This window comes from Vibrio fortis (genome assembly GCF_024347475.1).
Classification (GTDB): domain Bacteria; phylum Pseudomonadota; class Gammaproteobacteria; order Enterobacterales; family Vibrionaceae; genus Vibrio; species Vibrio fortis.
Map to the genome: position 1 here is coordinate 912,316 of NZ_AP025488.1, position 21,867 is coordinate 934,182.

18 protein-coding genes and 2 tRNA genes are annotated in these 21,867 nt (G+C 43.7%); 10 read left to right on the forward strand and 10 right to left on the reverse strand.

Going from position 1 to position 21,867, the window contains the following annotated elements; translation table 11 throughout:
- Positions 1-168 precede the first annotated feature (168 nt).
- Both OCV50_RS18590 and OCV50_RS18595 read right to left on the reverse strand, forming a co-directional pair.
- Positions 169-243: transfer RNA gene (locus OCV50_RS18590), tRNA-Gly, on the reverse strand.
- Between the two features lie 39 nt (positions 244-282).
- Positions 283-357, reverse strand: a tRNA-Gly gene (locus OCV50_RS18595).
- Between the two features lie 359 nt (positions 358-716).
- On the opposite strand from OCV50_RS18595, the gene OCV50_RS18600 reads away from it, so the two are divergent.
- Positions 717-1,880, forward strand: a complete 1,164-nt coding sequence (locus OCV50_RS18600; RefSeq protein ID WP_261904208.1) for a threonine/serine exporter family protein — start codon at positions 717-719, stop codon at positions 1,878-1,880.
- A 99-nt stretch (positions 1,881-1,979) separates the two neighbouring features.
- On the opposite strand, the gene OCV50_RS18605 is transcribed toward OCV50_RS18600, so the two are convergent.
- Positions 1,980-2,585 carry a LysE family translocator gene (locus OCV50_RS18605; RefSeq protein WP_261904209.1) on the reverse strand — a complete coding sequence of 202 codons (606 nt, stop codon included), beginning with the start codon at positions 2,583-2,585 and terminating at the stop codon, positions 1,980-1,982.
- Positions 2,586-2,684: 99 nt separating this feature from the next.
- Between OCV50_RS18605 and OCV50_RS18610 the strand changes: the two genes are divergently transcribed.
- Positions 2,685-3,605 (forward strand): LysR family transcriptional regulator, encoded by a 921-nt coding sequence (locus tag OCV50_RS18610; protein WP_261904210.1) that lies wholly within the window; start codon positions 2,685-2,687, stop codon positions 3,603-3,605.
- Between the two features lie 33 nt (positions 3,606-3,638).
- Here the strand turns inward: OCV50_RS18610 and OCV50_RS18615 are convergent, their stop codons facing one another.
- Entirely contained in the window at positions 3,639-4,748 is a 1,110-nt protein-coding gene (locus OCV50_RS18615) for an AraC family transcriptional regulator (protein ID WP_261904211.1), read from the reverse strand.
- A gap of 21 nt (positions 4,749-4,769) precedes the next feature.
- Here OCV50_RS18615 and OCV50_RS18620 point away from each other — a divergent pair, with 21 nt between their 5' ends.
- A complete protein-coding gene (locus OCV50_RS18620; RefSeq protein ID WP_261904212.1) occupies positions 4,770-6,776 on the forward strand; it encodes a TonB-dependent siderophore receptor in 2,007 nt (668 codons plus the stop codon).
- 196 nt (positions 6,777-6,972) lie between these two features.
- Here OCV50_RS18620 and OCV50_RS18625 read toward each other — a convergent pair whose 3' ends face one another.
- From OCV50_RS18625 to OCV50_RS18645, 5 genes are all read right to left on the reverse strand, one after another.
- A complete protein-coding gene (locus tag OCV50_RS18625; RefSeq protein WP_261904213.1) occupies positions 6,973-7,896 on the reverse strand; it encodes an amino acid ABC transporter permease in 924 nt (307 codons plus the stop codon).
- A 114-nt stretch (positions 7,897-8,010) separates the two neighbouring features.
- Positions 8,011-8,820, reverse strand: a complete 810-nt coding sequence (locus OCV50_RS18630; RefSeq protein WP_239839826.1) for a transporter substrate-binding domain-containing protein — start codon at positions 8,818-8,820, stop codon at positions 8,011-8,013.
- 12 nt (positions 8,821-8,832) lie between these two features.
- Entirely contained in the window at positions 8,833-9,630 is a 798-nt protein-coding gene (locus tag OCV50_RS18635; protein WP_261904214.1) for an amino acid ABC transporter permease, read from the reverse strand.
- Positions 9,630-10,346, reverse strand: coding sequence for an amino acid ABC transporter ATP-binding protein (locus OCV50_RS18640; RefSeq protein ID WP_239839828.1), 717 nt, complete (start codon positions 10,344-10,346; stop codon positions 9,630-9,632). The genes OCV50_RS18635 and OCV50_RS18640 overlap by 1 nt, the downstream gene beginning before the upstream one ends.
- A 274-nt stretch (positions 10,347-10,620) precedes the next feature.
- The gene (locus OCV50_RS18645) at positions 10,621-11,769 is read right to left on the reverse strand and encodes an iron-containing alcohol dehydrogenase (RefSeq protein ID WP_261905232.1); all 1,149 of its coding nucleotides are present in this window, start codon (positions 11,767-11,769) and stop codon (positions 10,621-10,623) included.
- 193 nt (positions 11,770-11,962) lie between these two features.
- Here OCV50_RS18645 and OCV50_RS18650 point away from each other — a divergent pair, with 193 nt between their 5' ends.
- The 7 genes from OCV50_RS18650 (at position 11,963) to OCV50_RS18680 (ending at position 20,083) form a co-directional block, all read left to right on the forward strand.
- Positions 11,963-12,847, forward strand: coding sequence for an AraC family transcriptional regulator (locus OCV50_RS18650; RefSeq protein WP_261904215.1), 885 nt, complete (start codon positions 11,963-11,965; stop codon positions 12,845-12,847).
- Between the two features lie 155 nt (positions 12,848-13,002).
- Positions 13,003-14,100 (forward strand): YcjF family protein, encoded by a 1,098-nt coding sequence (locus tag OCV50_RS18655; RefSeq protein WP_261904216.1) that lies wholly within the window; start codon positions 13,003-13,005, stop codon positions 14,098-14,100.
- Complete coding sequence (locus OCV50_RS18660; RefSeq protein ID WP_261904217.1) at positions 14,087-15,751, forward strand: GTPase family protein; 1,665 nt, start codon at positions 14,087-14,089, stop codon at positions 15,749-15,751. Before OCV50_RS18655 ends, OCV50_RS18660 begins: the two co-directional genes overlap by 14 nt.
- 703 nt (positions 15,752-16,454) lie before the next feature.
- Positions 16,455-17,927: a tryptophanase gene (tnaA, locus tag OCV50_RS18665; RefSeq protein ID WP_261904218.1), complete on the forward strand. Its 1,473-nt coding sequence runs from the start codon at positions 16,455-16,457 to the stop codon at positions 17,925-17,927.
- A 211-nt stretch (positions 17,928-18,138) separates the two neighbouring features.
- Positions 18,139-18,642 (forward strand): GNAT family N-acetyltransferase, encoded by a 504-nt coding sequence (locus OCV50_RS18670; RefSeq protein ID WP_261904219.1) that lies wholly within the window; start codon positions 18,139-18,141, stop codon positions 18,640-18,642.
- A 257-nt stretch (positions 18,643-18,899) separates the two neighbouring features.
- A complete protein-coding gene (locus tag OCV50_RS18675; RefSeq protein WP_261904220.1) occupies positions 18,900-19,364 on the forward strand; it encodes a GNAT family N-acetyltransferase in 465 nt (154 codons plus the stop codon).
- Positions 19,365-19,381: 17 nt separating this feature from the next.
- Complete coding sequence (locus OCV50_RS18680; RefSeq protein ID WP_261904221.1) at positions 19,382-20,083, forward strand: lipoate--protein ligase family protein; 702 nt, start codon at positions 19,382-19,384, stop codon at positions 20,081-20,083.
- 112 nt (positions 20,084-20,195) lie between these two features.
- Here the strand turns inward: OCV50_RS18680 and OCV50_RS18685 are convergent, their stop codons facing one another.
- Positions 20,196-21,782: a BCCT family transporter gene (locus tag OCV50_RS18685; RefSeq protein WP_261904222.1), complete on the reverse strand. Its 1,587-nt coding sequence runs from the start codon at positions 21,780-21,782 to the stop codon at positions 20,196-20,198.
- Between the last annotated feature and the right edge of the window lie 85 nt (positions 21,783-21,867).

Here is a 21,867-nt window from a genome sequence, read left to right on the forward strand (position 1 = left end):
AAGATAAACTTGCTATATTGATTGAGATTATGAAATAGCTTTGAACGGTTGAAACTTTCGGAGTTTGTGACTGTGTATACATATCGATAGGATATTAGTGATACAAAGCTAAACTAGCGATTCAGTGAGAGATATTAAAACGTTCACAAGTGAGATGTTTGAGAATATTGGAGCGTGCAGCGGGAATCGAACCCGCATCATCAGCTTGGAAGGCTGAGGTAATAGCCATTATACGATGCACGCTTATCGTCTTATTGAGAAAGACTAAGCAGGTTTAAGAGTTGGAGCGTGCAGCGGGAATCGAACCCGCATCATCAGCTTGGAAGGCTGAGGTAATAGCCATTATACGATGCACGCACATCGTCTTAACGAGATTGATAATGCCACATCTAACTGAAAACGAAACCTTTTTTTCCCTATTTTTATGCTAAGTGGTCGCATAATCACCGTTGCGCTATTTTTTTGTGCGTTATGGTCTTGTAAGGGGGTAATCTGCGTGAGCAAAGTCTCATTTGTCGCTGGGTTTTATTTCCGTATTGTTTAGCTGTTTATATGGCATTGATATGATTGATAACTACAAATAGGTATGTTGTGCGATATTATTTTTGTAGTGCAAAAAAAAGTACTAAAATGAGTAACTAATTCACCCAAATGGCTCGTCAATTCGACTCACGTTTGTTACATTTGCCGCATATTTTTTCACCTCTATAACGTCCATGCCTTCCCAGTATCGAATTAACAAAATTGTTGAAATCGGCGACACTCTACATCGCAGTGGCTGTGCTCCTTATAAACTTGAAAAATACACGCAGCACTATGCAAAAAAGCATGGTGTGGATGTGATGATTCAAGCAACACCAACGGCGATTAACTACCAATTTCCTGATGACAATAATGCGGTTATTTTGAAGCGCCTTAAACCTGCTTCAATTAACTTGAGCCTGTTAGCGAATACGATCATTCGTATTAACCAACCAAGTAGTGAACCAGTTCCTGAGCCCGTTGGTTATTCAAAGTTCGTGACGGCTCTAGCGAATATGGGTATACCTCCAGCGTACCTTATGCTAGTTGGGAGCACCTTAGAGGCTGTTGGCTTTTCTGTATTACTAGGCCTTATGGTTTGGTTATGCCAACAAGTTTATCATGGACGACGTGCTATTGCGGTGGAGTTTATTGCTGCTTTGATTACCGGTATTTTTGTCGCATTTCTTGCTAGTACCGGACTACCGATTCCCGTGTGGGCCTTGTGCATTGCTTCAATTGTTCTATTTGTGCCCGGATTATCGATTGCCAACTCATTAGAGTGTCTGGCGTTTAATGACTTGGTTTCGGGTACGAGTTTGCTGGGACAGAGCGCGTTAACCTTGATTAAACTATTTGTCGGCATTGTTATGGGGCTGAATATTGGTGAGGCATTGTGGGGGCAGGCTGCATCTATTTCATACACCAACGAGGTACCGACGTGGATGCACGTATCAGGTTTGGTTTTGATCTCTGTTTCGATTGGCGTGATGTTTAATGCTCGTCCAACAGATATCTTGTTAGGTTTGCCTGTCGCTGTGCTGGGTATGTGGGGGCCTTTCTATCTAGGTTTTGACAGCGGTTGGGTTGTCGGTACTTGGGTTACTACAGTATTGATAACACTTTATGGTACTTGGATTGCTAAGAAGATGGATCTCACGGGCTCAATCTATATTGTTCAAGGTATTATCATCCTAGTTCCGGGTAGTCGTGTCTTGGTTAGTGCCAGCCAATCTGTATTTGAGCAATCTATATTGCCAATTCCAAGTATAGGTTTGTCAGCACTCTTCATGTTCTCTGCAATCGTTGCAGGCCAAATCACCGCATATTCAATTTACTCTCCAAAAGTAGAAAGATAATCCTCATTTATTCACGGCGCCTATTTGATACAGGCGCCGTTATTCATTTCTATGTTTGCCTTTTCTTTGAAACCATAGTCATTCTTTTATGCTTTAGTGTTAAGACTTCAACGCTAATGCTGAGCCAAACAATACTAAACCGGCTCCACATACCTGGTTTAAGCGCTGTTTGAATTTATTTAACCAGTCCTGCAGTAGCGGTGACGTAAACAGAACAGCGACAAGCGCGAACCATGCCATATGCAGGGCCATCATATAGATGCCGTAACCCATTGCGAATGCATTGTCGGTTGAATTATTGGTGATCAACTGACTAAAAATACTTAAGAAAAATAGCATTGTTTTTGGGTTTAACACGTTACAGAAAAATCCTTCCAGTATGTAACGCTGCCTCGTTTTCTCATTTCTAACCATGCTTGGCGATGTTTGTTCTTTGGCAAAGATCCCTTTCAATCCTAGGTAGATCAAGTATCCCGCACCTAAATAGCGAATAGCATGAAAAAGCGCTTCATTCTGTGAGACCAAGTAACTGATCCCCAACATTGAATAGCTAATATGAACACCAATCGCTAGGCTGATCCCGACAGCGGTCAGAGTTCCTGCTCTTCTACCAAGATTAATACTGTTCTTTAATACCAAAACAAAGTCAGCACCTGGGCTTATGACGATTAATATACCTAAGATAGCTAAACTGATTAGTTCCATTTGGATTGACTCTTATGATGAATGAGCCACTATTGTATGCGTGGTTTTAGCTGACTATAATCGAAAAGAATTCTGATTATATGTGAGAAAAATTCACAGATGAGACACCTAAAAGCCTTTCAAGTATTCAATGTCGCAGCCAACGTTGGGAGCTACAGTGAAGCTGCGAAACAACTCAACATTACTCACGGTGCCGTTAGCAAGCAGATCAGAGTACTGGAAGAACATTTAGCGTGCTCATTGTTTTATAAGCAGGGGCGCGGTGTTGCTTTAACCTCAGAGGGTGAACTGCTTAGAGGTTATACAGACCAAGCATTTTCAACACTCCAAGCTGGAATTAACTTATTGAGTCAGCAGAGTAACAATGTTCTCGAAGTATCTTGTGAGCCAACATTGACCATGCGTTGGTTGATGCCGCGAATCTCAGAATTTTTTGCTGCTTCTGGTATCGATGTGCGTCTGTCGACGGCTGGTGGTCCTGTTACTCTTGGAACATCAGGACTTTCGCTTGCTATTCGTCGAGATGACTTTGACACAAGGGCGGACTATCAAAAGCTGTTTCTGGTCGAAGAGTGGGTAGGCCCAGTGTTTTCTCCGCAATACTGGGAAGAAATCTTACAAACAAGTATAGATATAAAATGTTTACATAGTGAAACTCGACCAGAGGCCTGGAAAAACTGGTTGTCACATTTCGATCAATCAACGTCAGTTAATGAACAGGCAGAACTTAATCCATGCTTTAATCTATTAAAGAATGCTCTTAAGCCGTCATCGACCAATCACACAATGGGACACTTTTATTTCTGCTTACAAGCGGCTGTTGATGGATTGGGTGCTGCTATTGGATCCTATCCATTAATAGAAGACGATTTGAAGCGAGGAAATCTGATTGCGCCATTTGGTTTTGTGAAGTCAGGCTTCAATTATGTTTTGCTTGCAGAGCAAGGGAAGCTACCCAGCAATGAAGCGCAATTTAGTGATTGGCTTAAAGAAGAGCTGGCCAAGTCAGTGCCGCATTGAGTTGAGCGGTATTTAAGCCGGTTTCTATTTTTGTTAAGCCCTTAGCGCTATATCATGGGGCGGCATCCCAAAGGTCTTCTTAAAAGCGTTAGTAAAATTAGACGGGTGTTGATAACCAGCCTCGTACGCAGCTTCGGTGATGGAGACTAATCCACGTTCTAAGTGCTGGCGTGCTATTTCAAGGCGTCTGAAGCGAATGTAGCCGTTGATGGTCATGTTGTACGATTGTTTAAAGCGTCTTTGAATGTTAGAGACACTCATAGAAAACTGTTTAGCTAGAAGTTCTAGGCTTAGATCTTGGTCCAAGTGCACCTCAATAAAACTGATCATTTCCTCAATACGTTCATCATTACTCCTGTTTTGCATGCGACTTTCATTTTTCGATAGGGCAATTTTCTTGCGATCATTTTGGCATACCTGACAACAAGATAGAGGGAGCTGAGAAAGTGAATTTGCTAAAAGTTGCTGGGTGAGTGCTTCAATGTGCAATTTTTGGTGAAAGTCGTCAGGCGTTGAGCTGGTGGTAAGTTGTTGAGCTAGATCCAGTATCTTGTCTGTGATGTTGAGGTGGTAATTAGCGGTGTGAGTTTTAATGAAATTACGACTGGTACATCCTTCGTTCATGCGAGCTTCGAGCCATTGTGGTTTTACTAAGATATTGATCTTATTTAAATGATTGTTAGCTATCATGGCACGGCGAAAATTTGCAGGCTTTGCCAGATTGACGACCACCCCTTGTGGCTTTTCCGATGCATCAAGGCTGAATTCAAGATCATCGTAACCGAACGATAACTTACCCTCTAAGAGTATTGTGACCAATACGGCAGCGTGCGCTGTTGATACGATCTTGGTATCGACTAACTCAACACAGCGACCACCATGCACAAATATCTGGTCATTGTATTGATAAGAAAGAAAAGTGCCTTCTGCGAGTGAAGTCTGTGTGGGTTGGCCTTGTGTAACGATAATCTGTTTCTCTGTCTGCTCTAGCTTTTTGGTCAGAGTAACCTTGCCCATTTTAGTTCGTTTTGAAACCACTTCACCCATTTGACCTTTCCTCATAACACCTATGCGATTTTGCATAAGTGAATCGTCTGTCCATTTATAAACTCGACCCATATTATAAATGAGAATTATTATCATTTATATCTAGGAAAAGAATTTATGGAAAGCCCAATCCATTTGACCATTAAGCGCTCAACACTCTGCCTCGCAATTGGCGCGGCTATCGCTAGCCCAGCCTTTGCCGACGATACAACATCACACTTTGAAGAAGTGGTTGTGTGGGGAACTAAGGTATCGAGTAACTCTGAGTCTATGGTGTCTGAGGACATGTCACTCAAACAGGCGGACCATATGTCTGATCTACTGCGCGATATTCCTGGTGTAGATGTGGGAGGAACGCACTCTGTTAACCAGCGTATTACTATTCGTGGCTTAAGCGAAACAGACCTCGACATTCGTTTAGATGGTGCGTCACAGCATGCGAACATGTTCCACCACATTGGTAACCTGACACTGAATCCAGATATTTTGAAGTCTGCTGACATTCAAGTAGGTAACAACTCGGTGACGCAAAATGGCTTGGGTGGTGCGGTTTACTTTGAAACGAAAGATGCAAAGGATTTATTGCGTTACGACGAGACCTTTGGCGCTCGCGTCTATGGTGGTTATGCGACTAATGATAGCCAACAGGGCTCACTAACGGTTTATGGCGCGCCAACAGATACCATTGATCTGATGGTATATGGCAACTATGTCACTCGTGATGACTTCAAAGATGGTGATGGTAATAAGACTTTTGGTGCTGCCGGTGATGTTTACAACATTCTTGGCAAAATTGGTTACGAGCCGAGTGATCTTCACCGCTTTGAATTAGCTTATGATATGTATCGTGACAGCGGTGATTACAGCCCACGCCCTGATATGTCTGGTGGAGCAAACGAAGGCTTGTCGAGCGATAAGCTTATCCCAACGGATTATGACCGTGACACCGTCACACTGAGCTATGAGATGCGTGGCAGTACACATCAAGCAGACGTAACACTTTATAACACCATGACAGAGATCGTTCGTGACGAATCTGTGATGGCTCCAGCTTGGCCGGCTAACCGCCTATCGAAAAACAGAGCCAAAAACCAGAACTTTGGTTTGACTGCAAAATTGCAATCTGACTTTAACATCGCAAGCTTCGACAATACTGCGACCTACGGTTTTGATGACATGGACAAGACATCAAGTGCTTATTACGGCAGTAGCAAGTTCATGGATGAGTCTGCGATTTCAACCGCTTTGTTTGTTGAAGACCAATTTTACTTTACAGATAGCTTCTCTATAACAGCAGGTCTTCGTTTCGATGACTATAAACGTAAAGCAGAAACGGGTACTGATGATTTTGATGATGTGACATGGGCGTTGGCAACCGAATGGGGCGTAACACAAGATTGGACGATATTTGCCAGTGCACGTTCACTGTTTAAAGGCCCAGAACTGCTAGAAAGCTTTATCGCTTACCAAGATGTGGCATACCTGTCTGAAGACATTAAAGCAGAAACTGGTTTGAATACGCAGGGTGGAGTTCGATTTAACAAATACATCGAAGATCATTTCTTAGGTGCCAATGTAACGGTATTTCAAACCGATATTGATGACTATATTGCTGAGGCTTATCAAAGACCGACGCAAACCTATCTTATCTACAATCTAGGCGACGTTGAAATTAAAGGTTTCGAGGCAAGTGTGTCTTACGGTTATGACATGTTTAACAGTAAGCTTTCTTACTCTCGCTCAGATACAACCAACAAAGAGACAGGTGGCTATGTACCAGGAGGGAATGGCCGAAGCATTGATATGGGGGATAGCATAGCGCTGACGTTGGATTATCAAGCGGACTCTCTGGAGACAATCTTCGGTTGGACGTCGATCCTTGTTAAGGATGAAACTAACGTCGCTGATGGTGCGCCAATCAAAGAAGGTTATGACGTACACAACTTGTATGCGCAATGGGTGCCAAATAGCGTTGAGGGTTTATCGGTTACGTTCGGTATAGATAATGTATTCGATGAGCTATACACCTCTCACGCTTCACGTTCAGGTACAGCTCGTGGTTTTGTGCTAGACGATTACGAGCCTGGTCGTAACTATAAACTGTCTGCAGCATACCAATTCTAGTCGTGTGCTCATTTGAGAGTCGAAGTGACGTGCATTTGCACAGCAACTAATATTTAGGATGCATACAGGAATGCTAACGTTCATTCTATATCGAGTTACTCCATAGGTATCGATATAGAATTAGCTTGGGCGCTAAACAAACGTTAGCTATCTTCGTAGCGAAATGGCCTCGGGCAATCAGCTCGGGGCCATTTTTTTAGCGATCGAGATACACACGAGAACGCGTTTCGACCCATTTAAATAGGCGAGAAAGGGCGAAACATAGTCCAAAATAGACTGCGCCTACAATCAGCCATATTTCAAAGATAAGTCCAGATGAGTTGGCCATCTCTGTGCCTACAAAAGTCATCTCTTGAATTGAGATTAGCGAGACAATCGATGTGTCTTTGACGAGAGAAATCGCTTGTCCTGCCAAAGGTGGAGTTATAGCGGTGAGCACTTGTGGACCAATCACAAAGCGGTATTTAGACAAGCTAGACAGCCCGAGCGAATCCGCTGCTTCCCATTGCCCTTTTGGAACGCTTTCTAAACCTGCGCGAATCACCTCGGCAATATAGGCCGAAGAGAGTAAACCAATACAGATAACACCCGAAGCGAGGTTTTCCCACAGGTTTGATGGGCCGAACAATACACTTTGTAGAGTGTTTATCTCACCGTTGTGGTTTCGTAATAGGCTCTCTAACCCAAGTAAAGGAATGAGCTGATTAGAGATAAAGAAGTAGAAGATAAATACAAACACCAAAGGTGGAATATTACGTACCAATTGAATGAACAGCAGTGCTGGTGTTCGAAATACAGGAATAGATGAGTGACGTGCCACTCCGAGCACTATGCCAACAGAGAGTGCCAGTACCATACTCCATACACTGAGACGCAAGGTCGCGATCAAGCCCTGAAAGAAATACGGAATACTACCTTCGGAAGGGGGGACGAAGATGAGGTTAAACGCATTTTCCCAACGCCAATGATAGTTAATACCAACCGAAGAACGATAGTAAAGCCAACCACAGAAAAGGCCGGCAAGGAGAAGTAGCACGCCATCGAGAAGAGTAAGACGTTGGTACCAAGTTTTGCTTTGTGGGCTAGGTTTGGTTGCTATGAGAGGGCTTGTGTCCGTCACTGATAACCTATGTGTAGATTCATACATGATAATTTTTGTTTCAAAGTAGGCTCTTAGAACCCACTTTGAAACTGAATTATGAAGCGGCCAGCCAAATAACTGACCGCTGATTTATTACTGACCTTGAGCTATCTGATCTTGCCAATCTAGAGTTGAGAACCAGTACTCGTAACGTTCTTGCAACCAACCATCTTCAGTACGCGCTTGAATCCACTTGTTGAAGAATTCTGCTTTGTCTGTTTCTCCTAGGCGAACAGCAAAGGCTTCGTTACCTTTTGAAAGACGCTCAGTAAAAGGGATAAATAGTGTATCGGAGTTCTTAATGCTTTCATGCTCTGGCTTAGGACTAGAAGCGATCACTGCGTGCGCGTTACCATTTAGGACTTCTTGGAATGCTTGAGCATCGTCATCAAACTGTAGAACTTTTGCTTTCGGGAAAGTTTCACGAGCAACTTGAACGGTGAATGCTCCGCGACGAGCGGCAATTTTCACGCGGCGTGAATCAAAATCAGAGATTTCTGAGAAGCCTTTAGCTAACTCTTTGTTCGCAGCGAGCTGAACACCAGAGTGAGAATAAGGTTCGGTGAAAAGAACACTTTTAGCGCGAGCTTCTGTGATCGACATTCCACCGATAATCACATCAAACTTTTTGGACAGCAAAGAAGGGATAATGCCATCCCACGCTGTTGGAACAAACTCAACTTTCCAACCTGAATCTTCGGCAAGACGCTTAGCGACATCAATTTCAAAGCCCACGAGATCGCCTTGCTTATTGCGCATTGCCCACGGAACGAAGGTCGACATACCAACGCGCAGTGAACCACGATCGTTTATTTTATCGAGGTTTGGTGTTTCAGAAGCAAGCGTAGGCAAACTGACGGCTAACGCCAAAAGCGCAGTAATGGCTGATTTAAATAGCTTCATGCTGATATTTCCTTATTGTGTGCGCCAATTAGCTCCGAGCTTATGCTCAAGCCAAGCTGCAATGGCAGAAAGTGAAAGTGTTAATGTAAGATAAATAAGCGCTACAGAGAACCAAATCTCAAACGGCATTGCTGTTTCAGAGACAATGTTACGTGCCTCTGTCGTAAGGTCGAAAATCGCCATCACACTAACAATAGAAGAGTTCTTGATTAAAGAAATCACTTCATTGGTCAGCGGCGGCAACGTTCTTTGTATAACTTGTGGCAGAACCACATCCCAAAAGGTAAAGGTTTTAGAGAGACCTAATGACTGAGCAGCTTCAAATTGGCCTTTGGCGATACTGTTTAAGCCTGCGCGGAAAATCTCAGCTGTATAGGCGCCCTGAAATAGCGCAAGAGCGAGAACGGCAGTGCTAAAGCGATCTAACCCAATGACTGGGCCAAATACAAAGTAGAGAAGGTAGATCTGCACGAGCAGTGGTGTGTTACGGATTAGCTCTACATAACCACCTGCAATGGCTCGACCCACGATTGAATTCGAATTTCGCAGTAGCGCCGTCGTTAAGCCAATTACTAACGTTGCGACTAGAGCCAAGAGCGATATCTTTATGGTGACAAATAGCCCCTCAATAAGCTCTGCTGGCCACCACTCACCATCTTCATAAAATGCAATGTAGTCTGGTACACGCTCCCATTGCCAACGATAGCCCATGGCCTGTGCACCAGAATCTAGAATCCAGCTTACCGCAGCGACGAGTACAAGGATTTGCAATAAGGCTGAGAGTGTTGGTTTTAAAATTCGGATGATCATCAATAGCTTAATATCTGGTTTAAGAAGGCTTGAGTACGTTGATGCTTTGGGTTTTCAAAGAGTTCTGTTGGTGTGTTGGACTCTACGATCTCACCTTCATCCATGAAAATAACTCGGTCAGCCACTTTCTTGGCGAATCCCATTTCATGGGTAACGCACACCATAGTTATGCCTTCTTCAGCAAGCTCGACCATCACATCGAGCACTTCGTTGATCATTTCAGGGTCGAGCGCTGATGTCGGTTCATCAAACAGCAGCAAGTCTGGTTTCATACATAGTGAGCGAGCAATGGCGACGCGTTGTTGTTGACCGCCAGACAGTTGAACAGGGTACTTATGTGCTTGTTCTGCTATGTGAACGCGTTCTAAATAGTGCATTGCTAATGCTTCTGCATCGGCAGGTTTCATTTTGAGCGTACGAATTGGTGACAAGGTCAGGTTTTCAAGCACGGTTAGGTGTGGAAACAGATGAAAGTGTTGGAAAACCATCCCAACTTGACCAGGTGTATTGAACTTACAAGGCAGAGTTTGGTTGACGACACTGAGCTCTCCGGAGTCAAAAGGCTCCAATTGGTTGATACAGCGAATCAAGGTCGACTTACCTGAACCTGAAGGGCCACAAACCACCACGATCTCACCCTGTTGGATACTCAAATCAATGTCTTTAAGGGCATGATAATCACCATACCATTTGTTAAGTGACGTAAACTTAACCATCTTCGAAGTTGCGTTCAAATTGCAGTACATCTGTAGTTACGGAATGAATTACCTTAACAATATAGAAATATGATTGCACATAATATTAGGAGCTTATGAGAATTTCGTTATATCGTTTGGACAAATAAAAAGCAGCGCCCAAAAGTGGGAGCTGCTTTTCTATCTACGTAATAACTCAGTATTTGGTTCAGTTGGATCAAAAAAACGTTGTAGTGCTTTTTATCAACAAACTGGTTTTTCTAAATCAACCAATCATGAGCGTAGAATTAAGCGATTATAGAATCGCTGACTCTAGAATTTCACGAGTCTTTTCTGGAGTGATTGCTTGGTTTTCGCCTAGCTGCACGTATCCGTGAGATTCCAGTTGAGCAATAACGTTATCAATTGCGTTTTCTTTACTTGTTTCGTAGCCATCAAATTGAGTAGCGACATCTAGGCTGTGGTAGAACGCTTCAATTGCATCAATTGTACGCTCTGCGAGGTCTGCACTTGAGTCAAGGCCAAACACGTTACGGCCCATTTGTTCTAGCTTGCCACGTTTAACGTCGATTTGGTTACGTAGAAGTGAAGGTTGAACAATCGCCAGTGAGCGAGCATGGTCTACGTGCCAAAGTGCAGTAAATTCGTGACCAATCATGTGTGTTGCCCAGTCTTGAGGTACGCCTGTACCGATCAGGCCGTTCAATGCTTGGTTTGCTGTCCACATCAGATTTGCACGCCATGAGTCGTTATCACGCTCATCGTATTGTTTGCCAAGAACAAGTAGGTTCTTTAATAGCGTTTCTGCATAGCCATCTTGAACCATCGCTTCTGTTGGCATAGTAATGTACTGTTCACAAACGTGTACCCATGCGTCAACCAGACCATTGATAAGTTGGCGCTCTGGTAAAGACTTCATCACATCTGGGTCCATAACAGCAAACTTGGGCTGAACCGCAGGGTTCATGAAAGCCAGCTTCTCTTGAGTTTCTTTGCGCGTAATTACTGCGCCCATATTAGATTCAGAGCCAGTTGCAGGAAGTGTCAGTACTGCGCCAATTGGTGTTGCCTCGGTCACTTTATGTTTGCCAGCTAGGATGTCCCAGCCGTCGCCGTCATATTTTGCTGCCGCAGCAACGTATTTAGAGCCATCAATTACAGAGCCACCACCAACGGCGATAATAAACTCTACGTTTTGCTCTTTGACGATAGCAACGGCTTTGTCGAGCGTTTCTTTAGTTGGGTTTGCTTCAACACCAGAGAACTCAATCCAAGAGTGATCTTTCAGTGACTCAACAACTTGGTCGTAAACACCATTCTTTTTGATGGAACCCCCACCGTAGATAACCAATACTTTTTTAGAAGTATCAACCGCTTGGCTGATAGCATTGATTTGGCCTTTACCAAAGTGAATAACGGTCGGGTTAACGTAAGTAAATTGCATCATAGTTTCCTTGTGTAAAGCGGAATTTGTTATTTTGATTCATTGCATCATTTCTATATTTGCATATTAGTACACGGGTTGCGGTGTATGAAGCACAGATCCTCCAAATAAATTGCCTATTCCTACAATATTGTTATTCTCTAGATGTTCTTACTTCTCAACTTCTAGCAATCAGTATGGAAATTCACCACTCATGAATACACTTGCGCAATTACTACAATCTTACGTTGAATATAAAGGTTGGGATGATCTAGAAGGAATCAGAGAAACTGATATTGATGGTGTTTGGCTGTATCGAAGCAGTCGCGGTAACCACCGTCAGCCGTTTACCTACCAGTCCGGTATAATCATGTTGGGGCAGGGCAAAAAGAACATCTATATCGGAGACAGGCCAGTAACGTATGCCGCAGGCGATTATCTGGTTGTGGGAGTGCCGATGCCGTTGGAGTGCGAGGCACTACCTGTCGATGATGAACCTTTGCTAGGGTTGTCGATTAACATTGATTCTCAGCGTCTGCATAGCTTGGTGAAAAAGCTTGAAGATCATGGCTTTCTTGAAAGCTATTGTAATAAGCATAAACAGAACGCCAGTGGTTTAGAGTCTACACCCATGGAAGAGCCCATGTTGGAGAGCTTTACTCGTTTGGTGAAAATGCTGCATTGTGACATCGAAGCAAACATCTTAGGCGACGCTATCGTCACTGAGATAGTCTATCGCGCGCTTACTGGCTCGGAAGGTCGTGTTCTGTTTGACCTTGCACACCATGATGGGCATTACGCGCGTGTCGCTAAGGCTTTGTCTAAAGTGCATCAAGAGTATGACCAAACCATTACCGTTCAATCTTTGGCGGAAGAAGCGAACATGAGTGTCTCTGCTTTCCATAGCGCTTTTCGTAGTGTGACTTTTGAATCGCCACTTCAATATCTTAAGAAAGTACGACTCAACAAGGCCAAAGAGCTGATTCAACTTGAAGGTGTACGCATTAGTGATGCTGCCCGTCGTGTCGGCTATTCAAGCCCATCCCAATTCAGTCGTGAGTTCAAACGCCATTTCAATACAACACCAAGAGCGGTATAAATTCTGGTCTAACATTGACACAAGTTCATAAAACAAACGCCGAAGCATTGTAAAAATACACTGGCGAACAAACATATAGTAAGAGTGCTGATGTGATTGTATAAATCGTCACGCGATATTCCCAATCTCAATACCAAGTGAGAATTAGCCTAACTATGTTTGAGCAGATAAAAGATTTCATCAACCCAAGTAAGAATCCAGATCTTACTCAGGCACACGAGTATCAACGTAAACACTTGCCAACCTTGTGGCTGTTGGGAAAAACGGGCGCAGGAAAATCATCATTTATTCAAGCGGTCACAGGTGATTCCTCGGTAGAAGTCGGCAATGGGTTCGCTCCATGTACGATGACAGCAATGTCTTATGCATTTCCTCAAGACAAACCCGTAATGCGCTTTCTCGATACCCGAGGTTTGGGTGAAGCGGATTATGATCCAGCAGAAGATTTGAAAGAGATTGGCCAAGCGGGTAATGCGTTAGTCGTGGTGATGAAAGCCGACGAGCCGGAACAATCTGCTGTGCTAGGTGCGCTAAAACAGGTCAAAAAGCAAAAGAAAATTAAGCACTTGCTCCTAGTCCATACGGCGGTGCTATCTTCTCTAGAAGCAGACCGCGCAAGGCAAGTTCAATTCAATACTCAACAAGTCGAAAAGGTTTGGGGTAAGGGTTTTGAATCTGTGGCGGTTGACTTCGAGGCGGATGGCGGTGATATCTATAACCACAGTATCTTGTTAGAAAAGCTGACCAACATTCTTCCGGTAATTGGAATGATGGTGCAAGACAAAGAGCATGCTACCCAAGAAGAAGCGAACTTTGACCAAGTTGAAAACGAAGTGCTTTGGTATTCGGGAAGTGCAGCGGCAAGCGATCTGATTCCGGGAGTGGGCTTAGTGTCGGTACCTGCCATTCAAGCTAAAATGCTCCACAGCTTAGCCAATCAATACGGGGTGGAATGGAACAAGAGAGTGTTCAGTGAGCTTATCGGTACTTTAGGTAGCAGTTTTGCACTGCAATATGGGGTAAAACTTGGCACTCGACAATTGGTGAAACTGATTCCAGTGTATGGGCAAACCGTTGGAGCCGTTGCAGCCGCAGCAATGAGTTTTGGTACCACTTATGGCCTGGGGCGAGCTGCATGCTACTACTTCTATCATAAAAACCGAGGTGAAGAAGTTTCCGAGCAAGAGATGCAAAAAATCTATAAAGAATCCCTGAGAAAGGGTAAGGCGGCGTCGGGTTATGAAGAAAATTAGAAATCTGTTTCGATTACTCGCTGCGTTGTCGAGTGGACGTTGGGGCATTGCTCTGATATCTGCGATTTTCCCGAGCATCATCATGATGGGCTTTGGTCTGTTCTTGGCAATCAAATATGGTTACCTGTTGGAAATGTCCATCGCCATTGCCGTGAGTACTTTGCTGTTCACCATTCCGTTATACATTTCTAGTCGCTCGTCGCGTAATTCATCTAATAGTATTCCGTCAACATTCACTACAAATGAAGCCTCAGAAGAAATTATTACTCAACCATCGAGTCACAACATCGACGATGCACTGGTTAAAGCTTCAAGTGATTGGTCTCAAGCGGAGATGTCGATATGGAATGATTCTAAGCATTACGTTCGTCTGCAGTTAGTCGATGATATTGAGTGGGGAAATCTAGACCAAACCGGTATACAGGTACTGGAATTTGTCGCTAAAAAGTTTGATAAAAAGTCGCTCGACTTTTCAATTCCAGAAGGGCTCAAGCTGTTTGAGGAAGTCAGCCGTCGTTACAAACTGGTAGTGAAAGAACATATACCGGGCATTGAGTACCTTAAGGTTTCTTACATCAAAGCGGGTTATGAAGCTTATGATAAATATGGCGAACTTGGTCAGAAGATCTTCAAAGCAGCAATTTGGGGAAATCATCTTAAAAACCTGTATTTGAATCCATTCAAAGTCATCTCTGACTTAGGTCGTGAGCAAGCGACAGCATCTATGACTAAAGGCGTGGTGGATGACATGCAGTATGCCGCTAAACAAGCCTTGCTTGATGAAGTGGCAGCCGTTGCGATCGACTTGTACAGCGGGCGTTTCAGCATCGAAGACGAAGCGTTAAAAGCGTCTGATGTTTCAGAGCTCGACGAGAAGCACTTTGCTCCTGAACTAGAACCAGTAAGAATTGTGCTGGTGGGGCAAACAAGCTCAGGTAAATCATCCGTTATCAACGCTCTTAAGGAGGAGATGGTCGCGGAAGTGGACGTTCTACCGTCAACGGACAGTTCGACGGTTTATAGCGCATTTGTTGATGACAACGACGTGAGAGTGGTTGACCTTCAAGGGCTGGACGGAACTTCGAAAACCGAAGAAGAGATGCTTAAGGAGATGACCCAAGCTGATGTGGTGTTGTGGGTACTTAAAGCTAACCAGTCGGCTCGTGAATTGGATAAGCAACTCAAAGACAAGTTTGATGCGTTTTATGATGATCCTAAGAATATCTCACGCAAGCAGCCAGTCGTGATCACCATTGTTAATCAAGTCGACCGACTAAAGCCGGCGGAGGAGTGGCAGCCACCTTATGATTTTAGTAATCCGACTTCGGTAAAAGCTAAGATCATTGCTCAAGCGCTCGAATACAATCGAATACTTTTGAAATCAGATGTTGTTTTACCTCTGGCTATTGCACCTGAAAAGGTGCAGTTTGGCTTAGAAGCTCTGAAACAGACGCTGATAGAACGCATTGCAGACGCGAATAATGTGCAAAGAAATCGTCAGCGCCTCGAAGCGATTAACAGAGGAACTTCTGTAAAAGGCCAGTTAAATAAAGCCATGAAAGCAGGTAAGAAGGCAGCCCCGAGTGCTTTGAAAGCTGCCTCGCCTAAACTGGCTGAGATGGCGATAAAACAAGTGATTAAGAAAAAATAATCGAAAGAGATAGCACTTAACTCGCAATATCGTTTTGAGGTTACTTGTTATTTCAATAGTGTCTGATAGTTATACTTATTTATAATTTAAAATTAATGGACTAGTATAATAGTGCGCGAGGTCGACACGATAATGAATATTATATAAGGCGATTCCTTTAAGATTACCCAATGTAAATATCGATCACATTTATGATTTATTTGTCTTTATTTATAAGATAACTGCACTATATTTAAATTTCGGATCACTTTGATTTCAACGTAGGGATATCTTGTGAACTTGTATCTGAAATGGCAATCAACATCATGGCTAACCCTGTTAGCTTGGTATAACTTGGATCACCAACTCTCTTTCCACCTTTCTTCAGAGTAGTCACCCCTCTGGGCGTTGCACGCCAGTGGAGCCTTTGGGCTTTTCAAATTCTGTTAATTTTGCCATGAATAAATATCGTATCTTATGCGTTAAATAATTGTGTTTTATGCATGCTGTTATTTATCTGTAGAACATCATTAACTAGAACATAGTCAATACGTTATTGATTGAAAATATTTCTATCTATTAATTTCTGTCGAAAGTATTACGAATGTAGTAGTTCGATAAATATTAATGGCGACGATTTGTGACATCTAAAATAATAAGCTCAAACATTTTTATAAGTACTTTATTTAAGAATGAAATACTGAGTTTGTTGAAAGGTACTATTATGAAAAACTTCAAACATCTACCAGAACCGTTTCGTATCCGTGTTGTAGAGCCAGTAAAAAGAACCACCTATGCATACCGAGAGCAAGCCATTGTAGAAGCAGGTATGAACCCATTTCTACTCGATAGTGATGATGTGTTCATTGACTTGCTGACAGACAGCGGTACAGGTTCAATTACTCAACGAATGCAAGCGGCGATGTTAATGGGCGATGAAGCATACAGTGGCAGTCGCAGTTACTATGCATTGTCCAATGCGGTGAAAGATATCTTCGGCTATGAACTGACCATTCCTACTCACCAAGGGCGTGGTGCAGAGCAGATTTATATTCCGGTACTGATTAAAAAGCGCGAGATGGAAAAGGGCTTAGATCGAAGCAAAATGGTCGCTTTGTCGAACTACTTCTTCGATACAACGCAAGGTCATACGCAAGTGAATTGTTGCGTAGCGAAAAACGTCTACACCAAAGAAGCGTTTGACACCTCAGTGAACGCTGACTTTAAAGGTAACTTTGATATCGAAAAGCTTGAACAAGCGATCTTGGAAGCGGGGGCTGCCAATGTTCCTTACATTGTGAGTACCATTACTTGTAACTCTGCTGGTGGCCAACCTGTTTCGATTACTAACCTGAAAGCGGTGTATCAAATCGCTCAGAAGTACGACATCCCAGTAATCATGGACTCGGCACGTTACGCGGAAAATGCTTATTTTATTCAGCAACGTGAAGAGGGTTATCAAGATTGGACTATCGAACAAATCACCCGTGAATCCTATAAATATGCAGATGGTTTAGCGATGTCTGCTAAGAAAGACGCGATGGTACAAATGGGTGGTTTGTTGTGCTTTAAAGACGACTCTTTCATGGATGTGTACACAGAGTGTCGAACCTTGTGTGTCGTACAAGAAGGGTTCCCAACCTATGGTGGCTTAGAGGGCGGCGCAATGGAACGTCTTGCGGTTGGATTATACGACGGCATGCGTCAAGATTGGTTAGAGTATCGCATAGGTCAAGTTCAATACTTGGTTGATGGTTTAGAAGCGATTGGCGTTGTGTGTCAACAAGCGGGCGGTCATGCTGCGTTTGTTGATGCGGGAAAATTGCTTCCACACATTCCTGCGGGTCAGTTCCCCGCACATGCCTTAGCGTGTGAGTTGTACAAAGTGGCAGGAATTCGAGCCGTTGAGATTGGTTCATTGCTGCAAGGCCGTGATCCCGCAACAGGCGAACAACATCCATGTCCTGCTGAGTTATTACGTTTAACCATTCCACGTGCGACTTATACACAAACTCATATGGACTTCATTATTGAAGCGTTCGAAAAAGTAAAAGAGAACGCAAGCAAAGTAAAAGGGCTCGATTTTGTTTATGAACCACCTGTACTAAGACACTTCACCGCCCGCTTGAAAGAGGTGGAACCCCACGAGACTCAGCTAGAAAAAAAGAGTGAACAGGAACTCGAAGAAGCATTTTAGAAGAACAAAATGGATGAATAGTCACTAATGTATGAAGCGCATGGGTTTAGGCCTATGCGCTTTATTGGTAAGTAGGTATCTCAAACGTTCTGTTAGAAATGCCTAATTTAACTATTTGTTATATATAGAAAATAATTGTCATGCGGGTTGCATGTAAAGCAGTGGCGGCTTACTCTGCCTATTATTTGTGATGAGACAAGGACAGTACACAATGATCATTCAGACAGATAGGCTCCACATGGCACAAATCACAAACGAGGATTGGGCTCTGTTCGAGTCTCTGAATCGTGAGCCAGAGGTTATCCGACTGTGCTTTGACGAACCATCACCTGCCGATATTAAAGATGCTTTCGAATCACGGCTGCCTGCGTGGGATAAAGACTCAGCACATTGGCTTTGTCTTACTATCACAAACACAGACAATGACGAGAAGATCGGTGTGACTGGTTTTCGTATGGTCGATGGCGTTGCTGAAGTTGGTTATCTGATCTTACCGCAGTTTCATGGCTTCGGCTTTGGCACCGAATCTTTAAAGGCTCTCGTTAATTGGGCTAAGACAACGCAAGGGGTTACATCATTTCAAGCCATTGTGACGGAAGGCAATATCGGCTCTGAAAAAGTGTTGCTGAAAAGTGGTTTTTCACTCAAAGAGATTGTTCCAGACGCATACACCATTGGTGGCAAGCGCTACGCTGATCATATTTACACCCTTTAAAATCAATGCCTAATCCTCAAAGCCGTGTTATTTCCTTAAGCATAATGCGCCTGTTTTGAGGTTTTTACTTTCTGACAAGGACTAAAGTATATGGACGTCATGGAACATGCCGTTATTTCTGAGTTTACTACACCATCTGAATTTACCGACCTCACCAGTATTAAACTGGACAGGAATTAAGTGTCAAACGACAATAAGACTGTTTATTATTCATAATAGATGACATCAAGAACGGTTTGTAGAACAGAGAGTTACATATGAATATCGTGACAGTTTACAGCGGTAATCAGCAAGTGTACGCCAATTTGTATCAGGGTTATGCGGCTGAGTTTTCAAAGATTATCGGAGACAAGCCGGACGAATATGGCTTGTTTGAGATATACCCTACGCTTGGCGATAGCGTGACGGGGTATCTACTCTACATAGACGGTGTTCCTGCTGCCTTAACCGCCATTGAGACTAAAGCGCCAAACGAATTCGAGATTTGTGATTTTTACGTGGTGCCTTATTTCCGAAAAAACAAAGTAGGGAAACGCTTCATTACCGAGCTGTTTGAGCATCTAAAAGGCAGTTGGGAGATTAAGCAAGTACTGGGCGCTGACCATGCTGTTAAGTTCTGGAGAGAAGTGGTGAATGACTACACGTCAGGCAACTACGTTGAAGACCAGTATCAAGACGAAAAATGGGGTTTGGTTACGAGACAGTGCTTTAATCACGACTAGTTGTAGAGGAGAGCGCGTTGAAGCTAACGAATAAACTCGTACGTTACCCACACATTGATGTTGATCGTGTGTTTGAAAAAGAAGATGAGTTATTGCAGAAAATTCAGGTTGGGGAGATTGGACAAGCCTTAATGCTATGGCAAGCCAAAACGCCAACGCTTGTTTTGCCCTCAGGTAAAAAATGGCCAGTGACGTTAGAGTCTAGAAAACAACTTGAGGCGCAAGGTTGGCAACTCTCTTCTAGAAAAACAGGCGGCGCTCCGGTCCCCCAGTTGCCGGGGATTATTAACCTATCACATATTTATCATTGGCCTAGTAATGAAGCATACGACATCAAAAAAGCGTATCTACATCTATGTGATGTTTTAACGCTGTTTTTTAAAGAGTTGGGTGTCGATGTAGATGTGCACGCAACTCCAGGCTCTTATTGTGATGGAGACTACAACCTAAATATTAACAAACAAAAAATAGTGGGTACGGCTCAGCGTGTTTTGCTTAAACGTGGAGGCGGACAAATTGTACTTTCACAAGCCTGTGTTTTGTTAGATGTCGACTTAGAGAGCAGTGTTGCGCCAGTAAATTTTTATAATCAAATTTGTAGCAACCTAACCGTTGTAGACCCGCACGTTCATACTCTGTTGTCTGATCATGTGACGCCTCTGCCCAGTGTAGATTCACTCTTTCAGCGTTTAAGCCAAGCCTTTATTAAGTACGCTTAGTACGAGTTTCTGACGCTGAAACAATGGAACAGGCAAAACAAAGCCACTCAGGTGAATCACTTGAGTGGCTTTTTCGTTTCAAACGTTACCCGAAACTAAATCGGATGAAGTATTAAGCGATACCTTGCTCTTTTGCCATCTGTGTTGCGATCTTAGGCGCGTGCCATAAACACGGTAGTAAGATGAATGACACAGGAACAGCAGTAATCACAATGAACGACTGTAGCGCAGAAATACCGCCAGAGCCCATTGAGATCAGCGCAATGGCGACAGCACCCATGATGATACCCCAGAAGGTGCGTACCGCTGCGTTTGGCTCTGTGGTGCCCGTCATAACCACACTGATAGTGTAGGTCATTGAGTCACCAGTTGTTACGATGAACGTGGTGGTCAGGATAAGGAACAGAATCGCAATCAGAGTCGGGAATGGCAGCTGCGCAGTAATTGCTAGCAATACCGCAGGTAGGTTGAAGCCCTCAAACGCACTAGAAATCACACCTGGGTTTTCTAACTCAAAAGCTAAACCACTACCACCAACGATACTAAACCAGAAACAGGTTACCAGTGGAGCAACGATGCTGATAGATACGATCATTTGGCGAATAGTACGGCCACGTGAGATACGAGCAATAAAGATTGCCATCATCGGGCCATAGCCTAAGAACCAGCCCCAGAAGAATACTGTCCAGCCACCTAACCACACTGTATCTTGGCGGTAAAGCGCCATCGGGATGAAGTTGTCAATCATTTCACCCATACCTTGCAAGTAGCCATCAACGATAAAGCTTGTTGGACCAACAACAAGAATGTAGCCGATTAGGCACACAGACAAGATAATGTTGTAACGGCTAACCAGTTGGATGCCTTTGTTGACGCCACTTAGTGCAGATAGGGTGTACATTGCGATGGCAAATAGGATAACGACGCTTTGAGTTGCAAAGTTGTCGGCGATACCAAAGAGTTCGCTCAGTGCGTAGCTAATTTGAAGCCCAAGAAAGCCAATAGGACCAATTGTACCCGCAGCCACAGCAACAATACTGCATGCATCAACTACGTTGCCAATCCACCCATTAATTGCCTTGTCACCGAGAACTGGATAAAGCAGAGTGCGGGGTTTTAGGGGAAGTCCTTTATCGTAATGCAGGTGCATTAATACAATAGAAGATAAACCGCCCAAGATTGCCCAAGCAAGAAAACCCCAGTGCATGAAAGACTGAGAAAGCGCGTTGAACGCCATTGCTTGTGGATCCGCTTCACCATACAAAGGCGGTGCAGATACGAAGTGAGCGATAGGTTCTGCAGCAGCCCAGAACACGCCACCACCTGCTAGTAGGGTACAAAGAACAATCGACATCCATTTGAAGGTCGACATTTCTGGCAGGGCAAGCGTTCCTAAACGAACTTGGCCTGTGCGGCCCAGTGCTAATACTAAACCGAGAATAAAATTGAGCAGCAATAGCACTTGCCAATAAGCGCCAAACCACTGGGTTGAGTAGCTAAAACCGATGTTGACTAGTTCAGACAAGGCTGAAGTGTTGGTAGAAGCGAGAACGACAAAGAGAGTTAAAAAACTGCCGCTTAGCCAGAACACTGGATTTCCAAGCTCTAGCTTTTCGCCCAAAGATTGGGCTTTAGTGAAAGTAATAGAAGTAGATTCTGCGTTGATGTTTTCGTTGGCGACTTGCGTCAAGTTAGACATTATATCTTCGCTATATTTGGCCGTGAAGCCTGTGTATTTCCTGCACATCTCCCTTTGAAAATGTGAGGTTCGTCAAAAAAAGTCG